General features: G+C 71.9%; 16 protein-coding genes. 12 read left to right on the top strand and 4 right to left on the bottom strand.

Annotated features, from left to right (window positions below):
• Nucleotides 1–8 precede the first annotated feature (8 nt).
• The 3 genes from D6B71_RS01150 to D6B71_RS01160 are packed head-to-tail and all read right to left on the bottom strand — an operon-like array spanning nucleotide 9 to nucleotide 3,646.
• The gene (locus D6B71_RS01150) at nucleotides 9–890 is read right to left on the bottom strand and encodes a MaoC/PaaZ C-terminal domain-containing protein (RefSeq protein ID WP_121251175.1); all 882 of its coding nucleotides are present in this window, start codon (nucleotides 888–890) and stop codon (nucleotides 9–11) included.
• Nucleotides 890–2,620, bottom strand: coding sequence for a 3-oxosteroid 1-dehydrogenase (kstD, locus tag D6B71_RS01155; RefSeq protein ID WP_121251176.1), 1,731 nt, complete (start codon nucleotides 2,618–2,620; stop codon nucleotides 890–892). Before kstD ends, D6B71_RS01150 begins: the two co-directional genes overlap by 1 nt.
• A 21-nt stretch (nucleotides 2,621–2,641) precedes the next feature.
• Nucleotides 2,642–3,646 carry an esterase/lipase family protein gene (locus D6B71_RS01160; protein WP_164519489.1) on the bottom strand — a complete coding sequence of 335 codons (1,005 nt, stop codon included), beginning with the start codon at nucleotides 3,644–3,646 and terminating at the stop codon, nucleotides 2,642–2,644.
• Between the two features lie 52 nt (nucleotides 3,647–3,698).
• Here D6B71_RS01160 and D6B71_RS01165 point away from each other — a divergent pair, with 52 nt between their 5' ends.
• The 7 genes from D6B71_RS01165 (at nucleotide 3,699) to D6B71_RS01195 (ending at nucleotide 9,782) form a co-directional block, all read left to right on the top strand.
• Nucleotides 3,699–4,070, top strand: a complete 372-nt coding sequence (locus tag D6B71_RS01165; protein WP_121251178.1) for a VOC family protein — start codon at nucleotides 3,699–3,701, stop codon at nucleotides 4,068–4,070.
• Between the two features lie 199 nt (nucleotides 4,071–4,269).
• Complete coding sequence (hsaA, locus tag D6B71_RS01170; RefSeq protein WP_121251179.1) at nucleotides 4,270–5,445, top strand: 3-hydroxy-9,10-secoandrosta-1,3,5(10)-triene-9,17-dione monooxygenase oxygenase subunit; 1,176 nt, start codon at nucleotides 4,270–4,272, stop codon at nucleotides 5,443–5,445.
• 2 nt (nucleotides 5,446–5,447) lie between these two features.
• Nucleotides 5,448–6,362: a 4,5:9,10-diseco-3-hydroxy-5,9,17-trioxoandrosta-1(10),2-diene-4-oate hydrolase gene (hsaD, locus tag D6B71_RS01175; protein ID WP_121251181.1), complete on the top strand. Its 915-nt coding sequence runs from the start codon at nucleotides 5,448–5,450 to the stop codon at nucleotides 6,360–6,362.
• Nucleotides 6,359–7,273 (top strand): iron-dependent extradiol dioxygenase HsaC, encoded by a 915-nt coding sequence (gene hsaC, locus D6B71_RS01180; RefSeq protein WP_276310977.1) that lies wholly within the window; start codon nucleotides 6,359–6,361, stop codon nucleotides 7,271–7,273. Before hsaD ends, hsaC begins: the two co-directional genes overlap by 4 nt.
• A 46-nt stretch (nucleotides 7,274–7,319) precedes the next feature.
• Nucleotides 7,320–7,955, top strand: a complete 636-nt coding sequence (locus D6B71_RS01185) for a flavin reductase family protein (RefSeq protein WP_240640915.1) — start codon at nucleotides 7,320–7,322, stop codon at nucleotides 7,953–7,955.
• 90 nt (nucleotides 7,956–8,045) lie between these two features.
• A complete protein-coding gene (locus D6B71_RS01190; RefSeq protein WP_240640916.1) occupies nucleotides 8,046–8,663 on the top strand; it encodes a GrpB family protein in 618 nt (205 codons plus the stop codon).
• A gap of 117 nt (nucleotides 8,664–8,780) precedes the next feature.
• Nucleotides 8,781–9,782, top strand: a complete 1,002-nt coding sequence (locus tag D6B71_RS01195; protein ID WP_164519490.1) for a type IV toxin-antitoxin system AbiEi family antitoxin domain-containing protein — start codon at nucleotides 8,781–8,783, stop codon at nucleotides 9,780–9,782.
• Between the two features lie 60 nt (nucleotides 9,783–9,842).
• On the opposite strand, the gene D6B71_RS01200 is transcribed toward D6B71_RS01195, so the two are convergent.
• Complete coding sequence (locus tag D6B71_RS01200) at nucleotides 9,843–10,913, bottom strand: spore photoproduct lyase family protein (RefSeq protein ID WP_240640917.1); 1,071 nt, start codon at nucleotides 10,911–10,913, stop codon at nucleotides 9,843–9,845.
• A 136-nt stretch (nucleotides 10,914–11,049) separates the two neighbouring features.
• Between D6B71_RS01200 and D6B71_RS01205 the strand changes: the two genes are divergently transcribed.
• The 5 genes from D6B71_RS01205 (at nucleotide 11,050) to D6B71_RS01225 (ending at nucleotide 15,030) form a co-directional block, all read left to right on the top strand.
• The gene (locus D6B71_RS01205; RefSeq protein ID WP_121251185.1) at nucleotides 11,050–12,000 is read left to right on the top strand and encodes an ABC transporter ATP-binding protein; all 951 of its coding nucleotides are present in this window, start codon (nucleotides 11,050–11,052) and stop codon (nucleotides 11,998–12,000) included.
• Nucleotides 11,981–12,898, top strand: coding sequence for an ABC transporter permease (locus D6B71_RS01210; RefSeq protein ID WP_126688174.1), 918 nt, complete (start codon nucleotides 11,981–11,983; stop codon nucleotides 12,896–12,898). Before D6B71_RS01205 ends, D6B71_RS01210 begins: the two co-directional genes overlap by 20 nt.
• On the top strand, nucleotides 12,895–13,809 hold the full coding sequence (locus tag D6B71_RS01215; RefSeq protein WP_121251189.1) for an ABC transporter ATP-binding protein: 915 nt from the start codon (nucleotides 12,895–12,897) through the stop codon (nucleotides 13,807–13,809). The genes D6B71_RS01210 and D6B71_RS01215 overlap by 4 nt, the downstream gene beginning before the upstream one ends.
• The gene (locus D6B71_RS01220) at nucleotides 13,806–14,543 is read left to right on the top strand and encodes an ABC transporter permease (RefSeq protein WP_121251191.1); all 738 of its coding nucleotides are present in this window, start codon (nucleotides 13,806–13,808) and stop codon (nucleotides 14,541–14,543) included. Before D6B71_RS01215 ends, D6B71_RS01220 begins: the two co-directional genes overlap by 4 nt.
• A gap of 73 nt (nucleotides 14,544–14,616) precedes the next feature.
• Nucleotides 14,617–15,030 (top strand): hypothetical protein, encoded by a 414-nt coding sequence (locus D6B71_RS01225; RefSeq protein WP_121251193.1) that lies wholly within the window; start codon nucleotides 14,617–14,619, stop codon nucleotides 15,028–15,030.
• Nucleotides 15,031–15,046: the final 16 nt, after the last annotated feature.

Here is a 15,046-nt window from a genome sequence, read left to right on the forward strand (position 1 = left end):
GGGGCCGGTCAGGCCTCGGTCAGCACGCAGTCGGCGAGCACCGGTGCGCCGTCGCGGTCGCCCTCGCCGGCGATCGTGGCGGCGGCCACCACGCGGCTACCCTCGCGCCAGCCGCGCACCCGGATCGTCTCCCCGGGGAAGACCACGCCGGCGAACCGGGCGGTGAACGAGCCCACCCGGGTGGCGTCGGCGCCGAGCAGCTCGTCGGTGAGCGTGCGCAGCACGATGCCGTAGGAGCAGAGCCCGTGCAGGATCGGCGCCGGGAAGCCCGCCGCCTTCGCGAAGTCGGGGTCGGCGTGCAGGGGGTTGCGGTCACCGCACAGCCGGTAGAGCAGTGCCTGCTGGGGCGTCACGGCGTACGTCGTGTCGGTGTCCGGCGCGCGGTCGGGAAGCTCGACCTTCTCGGAGGTGCCGCGGTCGCCACCGAAACCGCCCTCGCCGCGCACGAAGATCGAGGAGCGCACCGTCCACAGCTCCTCGCCGGACGGCGCGGTGGCGACGCCCTCCTGCCAGATCACCGCGGCCTTGCCCTTGTCCCACACCTCGCTGATCCTGGTGCGGATGCTCGCCGAGCCGGCCGTCGGCAGCGGGCCGTGCACGGTGATCGACTGGGAGCCGTGCACCACCTGGGCCAGGTTGATCTCGCAGCCGGGCAGGTCCAGCGGCGGCGGGTCGGTCTCGTGGAAGGTGGGCGCCACGACGCCGAACGACGGCAGCACCTGCAGCGCGGGGCCGTCGAGGGTGTAGCGGAGGGCGTCGGGGGAGACCTGGTCGCCCGGCCGTGAGCCGGCGCCGATGCCGAGGTGGTAGAGCAGCACGTCGCTGGCGGTCCAGGAGAACTCGCGGGTGCCCAGGTCGGCCCCGACGGCGACGGACGGGTCGATCGGCATCAGGCGGTCTCCTTCTCGGTGGCGGGCTCGGTGGGGGTCGTGGCGGTGGAGCCGGCGGCCGCGAGGTCTTCGGCGGCCAGGTAGCCGAACGTGATCGCCGGCCCGATGGTGGCGCCCGGGCCCGCGTAGGTGCGGCCCATCACCGCCGCAGAGCAGTTGCCGGCGGCGTACAGGCCGGCGATGACCGACCCGTCGGGGCGCAGCACCCGCGCCCGCTCGTCGGTGACCAGCCCGCCCTTGGTGCCGAGGTCGCCGGGCACGATCTTGACCGCGTAGAACGGCGCCTGGTCGATCACGTGCAGCGATGGGTTCGGCTTCACGGTGGGGTCGGAGTAGTACTTGTCGTAGGCGCTCTCGCCGCGGCCGAAGTCGGCGTCGACCCCGGAGCGGGCGAAGCCGTTGAAGCGCTCCACCGTGGCCTTCAGGCTCTCCGCCGGCACCTCGATCTGGGCGGCCAGCTCCTCGAGGGTGGCGGCCTTCTTCACCGTGCCGTTCTTGTACCAGCGGCCGGGGAACGGCTGTCGGGGGGAGAGCCCGGCGAAGAGGTAGCGGTTGCGGTAGCGCTGGTCGATCACCATCCACGCCGGCACGTGCGAGACGCCGGTGGCCTGGCCGCGGTAGATCTCGTGGACCGCCTCGACATAGGGGAGCGCCTCGTTCATGAAGCGCTTGCCGTCGGCGTTGACGATGATCGACCCCGGCAGGTTGCGCTCGGCCAGGCAGAACCACGGCCCCGAGGGCAGCGGGATCGTGGGACCCCACCAGGCGTCGTCCATCAGGTCGACCTCGGCCCCGGCGGCGATGCCGGCGAGGATGCCGCCGCCGGTGTTGTTCTGCGACCCGGTCGTCCAGTCCACGGAGGTGGGGGAGGGTTGGTGCTTCTCGCGCAGCTCGAGGTTGCGCTCGAAGCCGCCGCTGCCGAGCACCACGCCGCGCCGCGCTCGGATCTCGTGGGCCTGCCCGTCGCGGGTCACCCGGACGCCGACCACCCGGCCGTCCTCGATCAGCAGGTCGGTGAGCTCGGTCTCGTAGGCCACCGGGACGCCCGCGTCGATCAGGCCCTGGCGCAGGCCGATCGCCAGCGCGTTGCCCATCGCATACATCCGCTGCCCGCGCAGCAGGCTGACCAGCCGCTTGGCCATCACCTTGAGCATCGTGAGCGGGCCGCGGACCGTGCGCAGTCCCAGGCTGATCTTGCGGAAGTCGGCCTGGGTGACGATCAGGTTGGCCGGGGCCTTGGTGTACTGCGGGTGCAGCCGGTCCAGCTCGGGGCCGAGGAAGCGGGCGTCCAGGGGCACCGGCTCGACGCTGCGGCCCAGGGCCCGTCCGCCGGGCGCCTCGGGGTGGTAGTCGGAGTAGCCGGGCACCCAGCGCAGCCGCAGCGGGGTCTTGGCGCGCAGGAAGTCGAGCACCTCGGGGCCGCGGTCGAGGTAGGTGTCGCGGCGCTGCTTGGGGACGACGTCGCCGACGATCGCGTCGAGGTAGCGCTTGGCCTCGGCGAGGTCCCCGGCGGCGACCTGGCCCGCGGCCCGCAGCGCGTAGTTGCCCGGGACCCACACACCGCCTCCGCTGCGCGCGGTGCTGCCGCCGAACCAGGGGCTCTTCTCGACCAGCACGGTGTCGAGGCCGAGGTCCGCGGCCCGGAGCGCGGCGGCCATCCCGGCGCCTCCGGCACCGACGACGACGACGTCGACCTCGGCGGGAAGCGGGTCCACGGAGGGGGTGCTCATGGCGCGGAACTGTAACAGGTTCTAGCTGGCTTCCGGGTCGTCGACGTAGGGCCGGGCGTACGCCGGCACCGCCGGCTCGGCGGACACCCACCGGCGTGGGTCGGCGAGCCCGGTGGCGAAGCGGGCCACGCCCCGGAGGAAGGCGAGGGAGCCGAGCGGGTCGCCGTGCGGGATGAACACCTGTTCGCAGGTGTCGCCGGGAAGCCGTGCGGGGTCGGCGGGTCCCGAATGGGTGAGCGCGTCGAGGGTCAGCGCGTAGGCCACCGGGTCGCCGAGGATCATGGCGTGCTCGGAGGGGTCCTGGACACAGACGTCCTGGAGCAGCACATTGGCGGCGCCGTCGAGCTGTGAGGCCGCGGGCTGGGGCCGCACGATCTCGTCGTACTGAGTGAACAGCGACGACACGTCGACACCCGCGGGGATCGGCGCGGTGCGCAGCGCGGCGACGTGGTCGGATCCCCTGCGCAGCTGCCAGGCGAGCGGGGCGCACCGGCGCGCGAGGCACAGCTCGTCGGCGAGCTGGGTGCCGCCGAAGGGGCCGGCCAGGCCGACCACGTCGGTGACCCGCTCCGCGATCCGGGGCCAGAACTTGACCGCCCACACGGCCAGCGCCGCGCCTTGGCTGTGGCCTACGACGGCGACCGGTCCGCCGGCCTGGCGCGACGCCGTACGGACCGCGGCGCGGACGTGCTCGGCGGCGACGGCGAGGCTGCCGAGACCGTGGTCGGGCAGCTGCACCGCACAGGTGGCGAAGCCGTCCGCACGGAGCGCCGGCTGGTAGTTCCACGACCAGGTCTCGTCGATGGTCTCGCCGGTGCCGTGCACGAGCAGGACGACGCCGCGGGCCGCACGTAGCTCGGCCACGGGCTGGCAGTGCGTCGCCTGCGCGAGGGTCGAGGAGGCCCGGGTCGGGGCCGGCGTGGTGGCCGCAGGAGCCGCGTCCACCGGACCCGGCGCGGCCACGAGGGCCAGGGTCAGCGCGGGGAGGATGGTGAGGCAGGCGCGCCCCAGGTGGCGAAGCGTCATGCAGCGGATAACGCGGTGCACCGCCTCCGGGCTACGTGTCAGGGTGAGGTGCATGGCCTCCCGGACCGCGAACTTCTGCCTCGACGCCCACGACCCCTACGCCCAGACGCTGTGGTGGGCCCAGGTGCTCGACGACTTCCGGCTCACCGACGAGGACCAGGGGCCGGACGACGAGGAGTGCGGGCTGGACGCCCCGGACGGTCGGGCCCTGTTGTTCCTGCGGGTGCCCGAGCCGAAGACCGTCAAGAACCGGATGCACATGTGCCTGCGCCCCTCGGACCGCACTCGGGACGAGGAGGTCGAGCGGCTGCTCGGGCTCGGGGCGACGCTGGTCAACGACCTGCGCGACGGCCCCGACAAGGGCTGGGCGGTGCTCGCCGACCCCGAGGGCAACGAGTTCTGCGTCCTGCGCCCCCTGCCCTGATCTGCCGGGGTCGGTGGATTTCGCCGACGCGTCACTGGTTCCCGCCTTTTCGCGGCGTGTCGGGGAACGCTTGACGGGTCGTCGCCCGCGGATCGTGCGCCCGGGGGCCGACTCGTCATCCACCCGTAACCTCTGCCGTCTTGCACCGAATTGGAACGTGTTCTAGTTTGGTCGTCCCAGCAAGACAGGAGAGACCCTCATGCCCCAGGCGTCCCAGGCTGTGCTCGACGGCGTGCGTGACCTGCTGCCCACCTTCCGCGAGCGGGCAGACGAGACCGAACGGCTCCGGGTGGTCCCGGAGGCGTCGGTCAAGGAGCTGGAGGAGGTCGGGTTCTTCCGGCTCCTGCAGCCCCGTCGCTTCGACGGGTTCGAGGCCGATCCCGTCAGCTTCTACACCGCGGTGCGCGACATCGCCTCCGCGTGCGGCTCCACCGGCTGGATCTCCAGCGTGGTCGGCGTCCACCCCTGGCAGGTGGCGCTCTTCCCCGACGAGGCCCAGCAGGCGGTGTGGGGCAGCGACACCTCGACCCGGCTCAGCTCGTCGTACTCGCCGACCGGCAAGGCCACCGTCACCGACGGCGGCTACACGCTGTCGGGCAAGTGGAGCTTCTCCTCCGGCTGCGACCACTGCAGCTGGGTGCTGCTCGGGGGGCTCGTCTTCAACGACGACGGTCAGGTCGTCGACTTCAAGACGTTCATGGTGCCGCGGGAGAAGTACACGATCGTCGATGTCTGGCACACCGTCGGCCTGCGCGGCACCGGCTCCAACGACATCATCGTCGACGACGTGTTCATCCCCGAGGCGTTCACGCTCTCGATGAGCGACACCGGGCGCTGCTTCGGACCGGGTCAGGAGCAGAACACCAGCGACCTCTACAAGCTGCCCTTCCACTCGATCTTCACCGGCACTATCACGGTGCCGATCATCGGCATGGCCAGCGGCGCCTACGCCGAGCACGTCGAGATGCAGCGCAAGCGGGTGCGCGCGGCGTACATCGGGGAGAAGGCGTCCCTCGACCCGTTCGCGGCGGTCCGGATCGCGCGGGCCTCGTCGGAGATCGACGCCGCCTGGGCGCTGCTGGTCAACAACGTGCGCGAGGAGATGGCCTGCGTCGAGCGCGGTGAGAAGATCCCGCTCGAGCTGCGGCTGAAGGTGCGCCGCGACCAGGTGCTCGGCACCGAGCGGGCGATCGGCGCCCTCGACACGCTGTTCGAGGCCTCCGGCGGCCGCGCGCTGGCCGAGGGCACCTACCTGCAGCGGGCCTGGCGCGACGCCCACGCCGGGCGGGTGCACGCAGCCAACGACGTCGAGCGGGCGCTGCAGATGTACGGCGCGCTGGAGTTCGGCCACAAGATCGACCCGGGGATGTACTGAGCGTGGACTACTCGAAGGAGTCCGTCCGGCACCAGGCCACGGTCAAGACCGAGGTCGCCGGCGAGCTCACGCTGAACTACTACGAGGCCGCGCCGGCGGCCGGCGAAGCTGGCGAGACCCTCGGCGGCGGCCTGCCGCTGGTGATGCTGCACGGCGGCGGCCCGGGGGCCTCGGCGTGGTCGAACTTCGGCCGGGCGCTGCCGCACTTCGCGGCGCGCTTCCGCACCCTGCTGGTCGACCAGCCCGGCTTCGGCGGCTCCGACAAGCCGCCGGTGGTCGGGAACTTCTACCGGTTCGCCGCCGACGCGGTGGTGGCCCTGCTCGACGAGCTGGGCATCGAGCGGGTGCACCTGCTCGGCAACAGCCTCGGCGGCGGCACCGCGATGCGGCTGGCACTGAGCCACCCCGACCGGGTGGGCCGGTTGATCCTGATGGGACCCGGCGGGCTGTCGCTGAACCTCTTCCACGCCGACCCCACCGAGGGGGTGCAGCGGCTGATGGACTTCGGCGCCGACCCGACCCGCGAGAAGCTGCGGGCATTCATCTCGACGATGGTCGTCGACCAGTCGCTGGTCACCGACGAGCTGGTCGAGGAGCGGTTCGCCGACGCCACCGCGCCCGGAGCCCAGGAGGCCATGCGGTCGATGGGCATGTCGTTCTGGAACCCCGAGACGGCCGAGGACGGCATGCTGTGGCGCGAGGCGCACCGGCTGCGCAAGCACACGCTGCTGACCTGGGGGCGCGAGGACCGGGTCAACCCGCTCGACGGGGCGATGGTCGCGTTGAAGCTGATCCCGCGGGCCAGCCTGCACGTGTTCCCCAACTGTGGGCACTGGGCCCAGATCGAGGCGGCGGAGGAGTTCGCCGAGGTGGCGACCGCGTTCTTGGCCCGCCACCGTGAGAGGAGCAAGCCGTGAGCAGCGCACCGCAGATCGACATCAAGTCGCTGGGCTACGTCCGGATCGAGAGCACCGACCTCGAGCAGTGGCGGCACTTCGCCGGCAAGGTGCTCGGCCTGGTCGAGGTGCGCGGACCGAACTCCGAGCACCTCTACTTCCGGATGGACGAGGTCTCCGCCCGCGTCGTCGTCGTCCCCGCCGAGCACGACCGGATGGGCTCGATGGGCTGGGAGGTCGCCGACCGCCGGGCGCTGGCCGACGCGGTCGAGCACCTGAAGCACCACGGCGTGCTCGTCCACGAGGCCACCGCCGAGGAGCTGGCCGACCGCCGCGTCGAGGGGATGGTCCGGTTCGAGGACCCCTTCGAGAACGTGTGGGAGCTTTTCTGCGGCATCACCTACGAGTCGCGGCCGCTGGTCACGCCGTACGCCAACGCCTTCGTGACCGGCGAGCAGGGGCTGGGCCACATCGTGCTGCCGGTCACCGACGACGAGGAGGCGCTGCGGTTCTACACCGACGTGCTGGGCTTCCGGCTGCGCGACTCGATGCGGATGCCGGGGGAGTTCGTCGGCAAGGAGCCCGGCTCCACCGCCTGGCTGCGGTTCCTCGGCTGCAACCCGCGACACCACTCGCTGGCGTTCCTGCCGATGCCGAACCCCGCCAAGTGCGTGCACATCATGGTCGAGGTCGACAAGCTCGACGACGTGGGCCGCGCGTTGGAGCGGGTGCGCAAGCACCAGGCGCCGCTATCGGCGACGCTGGGCCGACACATGAACGACCAGATGGTCTCGTTCTACGTGAAGTCGCCCGGTGGCTTCGACGTCGAGTACGGCACCGAGGGACTGACCGTCGACGACCAGAAGTGGGTGGCCCGCGAGAGCACCGCGGTGTCCTACTGGGGGCACGACTTCTCCGTCGGCCACCGGTGAGGAGCCCCCGATGAGCCGTGACCGGGCAGTGGCTAGGGTCGGATCCATGACCTCGGGTGCCAGCGCTGAGATCCCCGACGGGATGCGTCCCGACGCGCGCGAGACGTGGCCGAGCCCCGAGCTGATCGAGTCGTGGCTGGGCGACCAGGACGTCGACTTCGAGTTCCGCCCCGGCGAGGACGTCGCGGTCCACGACGACCCCGAGGCGGTGGCGGCGGCGCGGCGCTTCCGCGACGTGCTCGGCCGGTTCGCCTCGGGGGTCACCGTGGTCACCGCCGTCAGCGGCGGCGAGCCGGTCGGCATGACCTGCCAGTCGTTCTCCAGCGTCTCGCTCGACCCGCCGCTGGTGATGTTCATCCCGGCGAAGTCGTCGCGGGCGTGGCCGCTGATCCAGCGGGCCGGCCGCTTCTGCGTGAACTTCCTCGCCGCCGGGCAGGCCGACCTGTCCAACCAGATGGCCAGCCGCGGCTCCGACAAGTTCGCCGGCGTCTCCTGGAGCCCCACCGAGGCCACCGGCTCCCCGCTGCTCGACGGCGTGCTCGGCTATGTCGACTGTGCGGTGCACAACGTCTACGAGGCCGGCGACCACTACGTCGTCATCGGACGGGTCCTCGACCTGGCCACCACCGACGTCGAGGACGCCCTGCTGTTCTACCGCGGCAAGTACTCCGCCACGGGCTGACCCTCTTCCGCCGACCCGTCACTGATTCCCGCCATGCTTCGGCGTGTCGAGGAACGATCGACGGGTCGCCGACGCTGCTAGCGTCCGGACGTGCACACCCACCCGATGTGGCGCCTCTTCGAACCGGTCGACCTGGCCGAAGCCGCGGCCGCACTGCTGGGTCGGCCGAACGTTGCGCCGGTCACGGTCGTGAGGTACGACGAGCACTGGCCGCAGGCGTTCGCCGAGCTCCAGGCGTTGATCGTCGCCGCCCTCGGCCCGTTGGCGCTGGCGGTCGAGCACGTCGGCTCGACAGCGGTGCCCGGCCTGGCTGCCAAGCCGGTGATCGATGTCGACCTGACCGTGCCCGACAGCGCCGACGAGTCGGCGTACGTGCCGGCGCTGGAGGCGGCCGGCTTCGAGCTGCGGCGCCGGGAGCCGGAGTGGGAGGAGCATCGGCTGCTGACGCTGAGGCATCCGCGGGCGAACCTGCATGTCTGGTCACCGGGCGCCCTCGAGCCCCGGCGGCACCAAGTGTTCCGCGACTGGCTTCGCTCCCATGACGGTGACCGACAGGCCTACGCCGCGCTCAAGGCCGACCTCGGCACTCGAGGCTTCGTCGACGGCAACGACTACAACAATCACAAGGCGGAGTTCGTCTACGACGTCTACGAGCGGATCTTCGCGGCCGACCCGGAGCACGAGCACACCCCGCACCCCCGCCCCTGACGCCGACCCGTCACTGGTTCACGCCATTTCGCGGCGTGTCGAGGAACGCCTGACGGGTCGACGCGGCCCCTGTGGATGAGCAGCCGCCATTCCGCCAGGGCTGGGCATCCTCCCGGCATGGCCCTGTCCCTGTTCTGGCTCGGCGAGCTGCCCGCGCCGCCCGACGCGCACCCCAACCTGCCGTTCGACCGGCCGTTCTCCCTGGCTCAGGCACGCGCCACAGGGGTGACCAGCAACCAGCTCACCCGCCTGGTGCGCTCCGGCCTGCTGCGGCGCGTCATCCCGGGTGTCTACGTCGACTCGGCGGTTCCCGACACGCACCGGGTCCGGGCGCAGGCGGTCTCGCTGGTGGTCCCGCCGGGCGCGATCATCGTCGACGAGTCGGCCGCGTGGATCCACGGCATCGACGTCGACCCGCCGTGGAGTCGGGTCGTGGCACCTCGGGTCCAGGTGTTCCAGCAGCCCGGTGGCACCCGCATCCGCAAGGCTGCCTGCGGGGGAGGTGAGCGGACGCTGCTGCCGTCGGATGTCTGCGTGGTCGAGGGGGCCAGGGTGCTGACGCCACTGCGCCTGGCCTGCGACCTCGGCCGGCTGCGCCAGCGCGATCCGGCGATGGCTGCCATCGACGCCTTGCTGCGCGCCTCGATACGGGGATCGCTGCCTTGGGCGTCGTTCACCCACGAGGAGTTGAGCGCCGCGCTGCCACGGTTCCGGGGCATGCGCGGAGTGGTCCAGTTGCGCGACCTGGTGCCGCGAGCCGATCCCCGGGCCGAGTCGCCGCGCGAGTCGGTGGTCCGCATCCGTTGCCAGGACGGCGGGCTTCCGGCGCTCGAGCCCCAGGTCGAGGTGCTGCGCGGCCGCGTCCACGGCGAGGGCACCGCGTATCTGGATCTTGCCAACAGACAGCTGATGTTCGGCGTCGAGTACAACGGTGACGAGTTCCACGGTGCCGAGCAGCAAGAAGACGACCGGCGTCGGCTCGGCTGGTTGACCGATCAGGGGTGGGGCATCGTCGTGCTCGATGCCCGGCACGTCACCACGGACCGGGACGGGACGGCCGCGGTCGTGCGCGACGCCCTGACCCGGCACCTGCGCGGTGAGCGAGGGCCGTTTCTCTGATCGACCCGTCGATCGTTCACCGACCCGCCGTGGATCGGCGGGAATCTGTGACGGATCGGCTCAGAACGCGTAGCGCACTCGGCAGCCCGGCAGGGTGGTCTCGATCATCTCCGTCAGCTGGCGCACCCACACCGCCTTCCAGGAGGCGCGGTAGCGGACGTTCTCCTGGCCGCTCTGGCTGCGCTTGGCCTCCTGCAGGTCGGGGCGCCACAGCAGCTCCTCGGCGCGGGGGTGCCACCCGAGGTTCACCTCGTGCAACCCGGCGTTGTGGGTGAGGAAGATGACCTCGCAAGCGAGTTGGGCGCGTGCGGCCGGGCCGACACCGTCGGCGACTTGCTCGAGCAGCTCGGCCCACTCGGCCCGCCAGCCCTCGTGGGCGATGACGGGCGAGAAGTTGAGGTGCACCTCGTAGCCCGCGGCCACGAAGTCGTCGATCGCTGCGATGCGCTCGGCGATCGGTGTGGTGCGCAGGTCGAGACGCTTTGCCATGCCCTCTGGCATCAGCGAGAACCGCACCCGGGTGCCGCCCCGCGGCTCCCACGTGAGCAGATCGCGGTTGACGAACTTGGTCGCGAAGCTGGCCTTGGCGCCCGGCAGCCGCCCGAACAGGTCGACCAGTTCGCGCACGTTGTCGCAGACCAGTGCGTCGACCGAGCAGTCGCCGTTCTCGCCGATGTCGTAGACCCAGTCGACGGGGTCGACCTGGTTCGGCTTCGGCTTCATGCCCTGCCGACCGACGTGGCGCTCGAGGTAGCCGAGGATGCGCTCGATGTTGACGAAGGTCGTGATCGGGTTGGCGTAGCCCTTTCGGCGCGGCACGTAGCAGTAGGCGCAGGCCATCGCGCAGCCGTTGGACGTCGAGGGCGCGATGAAGTCGGCAGAGCGGCCGTTGGGTCGTGCGGTGAGGCTCTTCTTCACCCCCAGCACCAGCACGCTGCGCTTGTTGCGCACCCAGTCGTCGACGGCGCCGGCGTTGCCGTAGAGCCCCGGCACCGTCTGGTGGCTGGGCACCTCGATGCGCTCCGCGTCGGGGAAGCGGGCCAGGATCTCGGCGCCACGGGGGTACGCCGCGACGTCCGGCTCGTGGTAGATCGTCGACACGTCGAGCATCCGCTCGGCAGGGGTGCGCACGTGCTCGAACCTACGGGCGGGCGCCGACACCGCCGCCGCCACGGGCGGCGACCCGTCAAGCGTTCCGCGACACGCCGCACAAACACGGGAATGAGTGACGGGTCGGCGAGAGACACCGGCCCGCTAGGTTGAACTCGTGCACGTCATCGAGACCGCGGGGCTGACCAAGCGGTACCCCCGGGTCACGGCGCTCGACGCGCTCGACCTCGCCGTCGGTGACGGGATCACCGGGCTGGTCGGCGCCAACGGGGCCGGCAAGTCCACGCTGATCAAGGTGCTGCTCGGGCTGGTGCCGGCCACCCACGGCACCGCCCGGGTGCTGGGCCACGACGTCGCCACCGACGGCGCCGCGGTGCGCTCCCTGGTCGGCTACATGCCCGAGCACGACTGCCTCCCGCCCGACGTGTCCGCCAGCGACCTGGTCGTGCACATGGGCCAGATGTCCGGCCTGCCGTACGCCGCGGCGCGCGAGCGGGCGGCCGACGTGCTGCGCCACGTCGGGCTGGCCGAGGAGCGCTACCGCCCGATCGGGGGCTACTCCACCGGCATGAAGCAGCGCGCCAAACTCGCCCAGGCGCTCGTGCACGACCCGCGGCTGGTGCTGCTCGACGAGCCCACCAACGGCCTCGACCCGGCCGCCCGCGACGACATGCTCGCGCTGGTTCGCCGGATCGGCACCGACTTCGGCATCGCGGTACTGGTCAGCTCCCACCTGCTCGGCGAGCTGGAGCGGGTCAGCGACCACGTCGTCGTCCTCGACGGCGGCCGCCTGCTGCGCTCCTCGGCCACCACCGACTTCCTGCACGCCACCGGCAGCCTGCTGGTCGAGGTGCAGGGTCCCGCCGGCTCCGACCGTCGGCTGGGCCAGGCCCTGGTCGACGCCGGGCTGCCCGCGCGCCCCGCCGAGGGGCACCTGGTCGAGGTGCCGGTGGCCGGCGACGACGCCGCCCGCGACGCGGTGCGCGACCGGATCCGCGACACCGTCGTCGACCTGGGTCTGGGACTGGTGCGGCTGCAGGAGCGGCACCACCGCATCGAGGACGTCTTCCGTGACGGAGGTGCCGGCCGTGTCGACCAGTCCGCCTGAGCCCGCGGCCGTCGCGCCGTCGGCGGTCATCCACGACCTCGGCTACCGCCCCTACGAGGGCCCCCGGCTGGGCGCGGGCGCGGTCTCGTGGGCGTTCTTCGTCACCGGGCTGCGGCACTGCTTCGGCCTGGGCCGTTCGGGTCGCTCCAAGGTGCTGCCGATGATCCTGCTGGCGCTGATGCTGCTGCCGGCGCTGATCCTGGTCGGTGTGCTGGTGCAGGCCAAGGACCTGCTGGGGCTGGACGAGCAGATCGTCGCCTACTCGACCTACCCGATGACCACCCAGCTGCTGATCTCTGTGTTCGTGGCCGCCCAGGCGCCGGCGCTGATCTCGCGCGACCTGCGGTTCCGCACGATCACCCTCTACCTCGCCCGCCCGCTGCGCCGCACCACCTACGTGCTGGTCCGGGTCGCCTCGCTGACCGCGGCGACGTTCGTGCTGATCGGTGCCCCGCTGCTGCTGATGTACCTCGGGGGGCTGCTCGCCGAGCTGCCCGCCGGCCGCGAGACCGGCCGGTTCCTCGGCGCCGCGGTGGGCGCGCTGCTCCTCGCCGCCTGTCTGGCCGGCCTCTCCGCGCTCACCGCCGCGCTGACCGTGCGCCGCGGCCTGGCCGTGGCCGCGGTGATCGTGGTGCTGCTGGTGAGCTACACCGTGGTCGCCACGATCCAGGGGATCGCCTGGGACTCCGGTCACGACACCGTCGGCGAGGTCGCCGGACTGTTCTCGCCCTACACGCTGGTCAACGGGGTGCAGGTGTTCCTCTTCGACGCCCCGGAGGCGACCCCCACGCCGCCGACCGGCACCGCCATGGGCCTGCTCTACCTGGGCACGGTCGCGGTGCTCGTGCTCGGCTCGATGGCCGCGATGCTGGGCCGCTACCGGACGGTGACCTCGTGAGCACGATCCGTCTCGACCACGTCTCCCGGTGGTACCGCAACGTCGTCGCGGTCAACGACGTCTCGATGACGCTCGGCCCGGGCGTGACCGGCCTGCTCGGACCCAACGGCGCCGGCAAGTCGACGCTGATCGCGATGATGTCGGGCTTCCTGGCTCCCTCCGCGGGCACCGTCACCCTCGACGGCGACCCGCTGTGGCGCAACCAGGAGATCTACCGCAAGGTCGGGCTGGTGCCCGAGCGCGAGGCGCTGTTCGACTACCTCACCGGGCTGCGCTTCGTGCTGGTCAACGCCGAGCTCCAGGGCCTGCCCGATCCCGGAGCAGCCGCGCAGCGGGCGATCGCGATGGTCGAGATGGCCGACGCCCAGGACCGGGCGATCGCGACCTACTCCAAGGGCATGCGGCAGCGGATCAAGATGGCCGCCTCGCTCGTGCACGACCCGTCGGTGCTGCTGCTCGACGAGCCGTTCAACGGCATGGACCCACGCCAGCGGATGCACCTGATGCAGCTGCTGCGCACGATGGGCGCCGAGGGTCGCACCGTGCTGTTCAGCTCCCACATCCTCGAGGAGGTCGAGCAGGTGGCCCGCCAGGTCGAGGTGATGGTCGCCGGCCGGCACGCTGCGTCCGGTGACTTCGGGGCGATCCGTCGGCTGATGACCGACCGCCCCAACCGCTTCGTGCTGCGCAGCGCCGACGACCGGAAGCTGGCCGGCGTCCTGCTCACCGACCCGTCCGTACGCGGCGTACGCCTGCGCGCCGAGGGCGGCATCGAGCTCGAGGCCTCCGACTTCGGCCGCTTCAGCGAGGTGCTGCCCCGGCTGGCCCGCGACCACGGCGTCCGGCTGCTGGAGGTCTCACCGACCGACGAGTCGCTGGAGTCGGTCTTCTCCTACCTGGTGGCCCGATGAGCACGTCCACGAGGCCGGGGCTGTCGCCGACGATCGTCGAGCTCGGCGTCCGCAGCGTCTTCGGCCGCCGCCGCGGCGTCCTGCTCTTCGTGCTCCCGCTGGTGCTCGTCGGACTCGCGATCCTGGTGCGCGCCCTGGTCGGCGTCGACGAGGACGCCGCCGAGGGCACGCTCTACGGACTGGGCCTGGTGGTCGTGGTGCCGCTGGTCTCGCTGCTCGGCACCACCGGCGTGCTGGCCCCCGAGATCGACGACGGATCGATCGCCTACCTGCTGTCCAAACCGATCTCGCGGCACACGATCGTGCTCAGCAAGCTGACGGTCGCCACCGGCGCCTCGGTCGTGTTCGGCACGCTCCCGATGCTGCTCGCCGGCTTCGTGCTGATGCCGGGCGACCCGCGGTTCGTGCTCGGCTTCGCCCTGGCCGCGCTGCTCGCGGGCGTGACCTACTGCGTGGTGTTCGCGCTCGCCTCGATGCTCAACCGGCACGCCGTGGTGATCGGGCTGATCTACGTGCTGGTCTGGGAGGGTCTGCTCGGCGGGCTGCTCTCCGGCGTGCGCTGGCTCAGCGTCACCCAGTGGGCCGCCGCCGTGGGCGGCCGGATCGTCGACCCCGACGCCACCCAGGACCTCAGCCTCGGCTACGCCCTCGTGGCGACCGTCGTGGTGCTGGTCGGCGGCACCTGGTGGGCCGGCCGCCGGCTGCGGTCGTTCAACATCGCCGGCGAGGAGTGACCGGCCGGATCGTGCCCGATCCGTGACCATGACCGGCCTACCCGGATCGGCGTCGGCTGTGGAGACTTCCAGCATGCGACCACTCGGCAGCGGGCTGCGACACCTTCCCACCGGGCTGGCGCTGACCGCCCTCGGGCTCACCGGGTGCAGCGCCGAGGTGGTCGAGTCCGGTGAGGTGGCCGTCCTGGTCGGTGAGCGCAGCGGCGACGGCATGGACGCGCTGCTGTCCGGTCGCCTGGCGGTCGTCGAGGGATGCCTCGGTGTCACCACGACCGAGGACGAGACCGGCACCGTGGTGGTCTGGCCGCACGGCACCGACGTCGTCGACGACGACCCGCTCACGATCGCGGTGCCCGGCGAGGACGACTATGCGCTCGGCGAGGAGATCCAGGTCGGCGGCGGCGGGGCCGACGGCCCAGACGTCGGCGGAGTCGACATCGAGCAGGAGTGTGGGGTCGACACGGCCTGGCTGGCCAACTCGGAGTGACGTCGCCGGCGGTGCC

The sequence above is a fragment of the Nocardioides ferulae genome (genome assembly GCF_003660455.1).
GTDB classification, from domain to species: domain Bacteria; phylum Actinomycetota; class Actinomycetes; order Propionibacteriales; family Nocardioidaceae; genus Nocardioides; species Nocardioides ferulae.

Coding starts and splice junctions, on each gene's coding strand:
- D6B71_RS01185 (WP_240640915.1), top strand. CDS start 7,320: ATGACCTCGGGTGCCAGCGCTGAGATCCCCGACGGGATGCGTCCCGAC.
- D6B71_RS01150 (WP_121251175.1), bottom strand. CDS start 890: ATGCCGATCGACCCGTCCGTCGCCGTCGGGGCCGACCTGGGCACCCGC.
- kstD (WP_121251176.1), bottom strand. CDS start 2,620: ATGAGCACCCCCTCCGTGGACCCGCTTCCCGCCGAGGTCGACGTCGTC.
- D6B71_RS01195 (WP_164519490.1), top strand. CDS start 8,781: ATGGCCCTGTCCCTGTTCTGGCTCGGCGAGCTGCCCGCGCCGCCCGAC.
- hsaA (WP_121251179.1), top strand. CDS start 4,270: ATGCCCCAGGCGTCCCAGGCTGTGCTCGACGGCGTGCGTGACCTGCTG.
- D6B71_RS01220 (WP_121251191.1), top strand. CDS start 13,806: ATGAGCACGTCCACGAGGCCGGGGCTGTCGCCGACGATCGTCGAGCTC.
- D6B71_RS01225 (WP_121251193.1), top strand. CDS start 14,617: ATGCGACCACTCGGCAGCGGGCTGCGACACCTTCCCACCGGGCTGGCG.
- D6B71_RS01160 (WP_164519489.1), bottom strand. CDS start 3,646: ATGACGCTTCGCCACCTGGGGCGCGCCTGCCTCACCATCCTCCCCGCG.
- D6B71_RS01165 (WP_121251178.1), top strand. CDS start 3,699: ATGGCCTCCCGGACCGCGAACTTCTGCCTCGACGCCCACGACCCCTAC.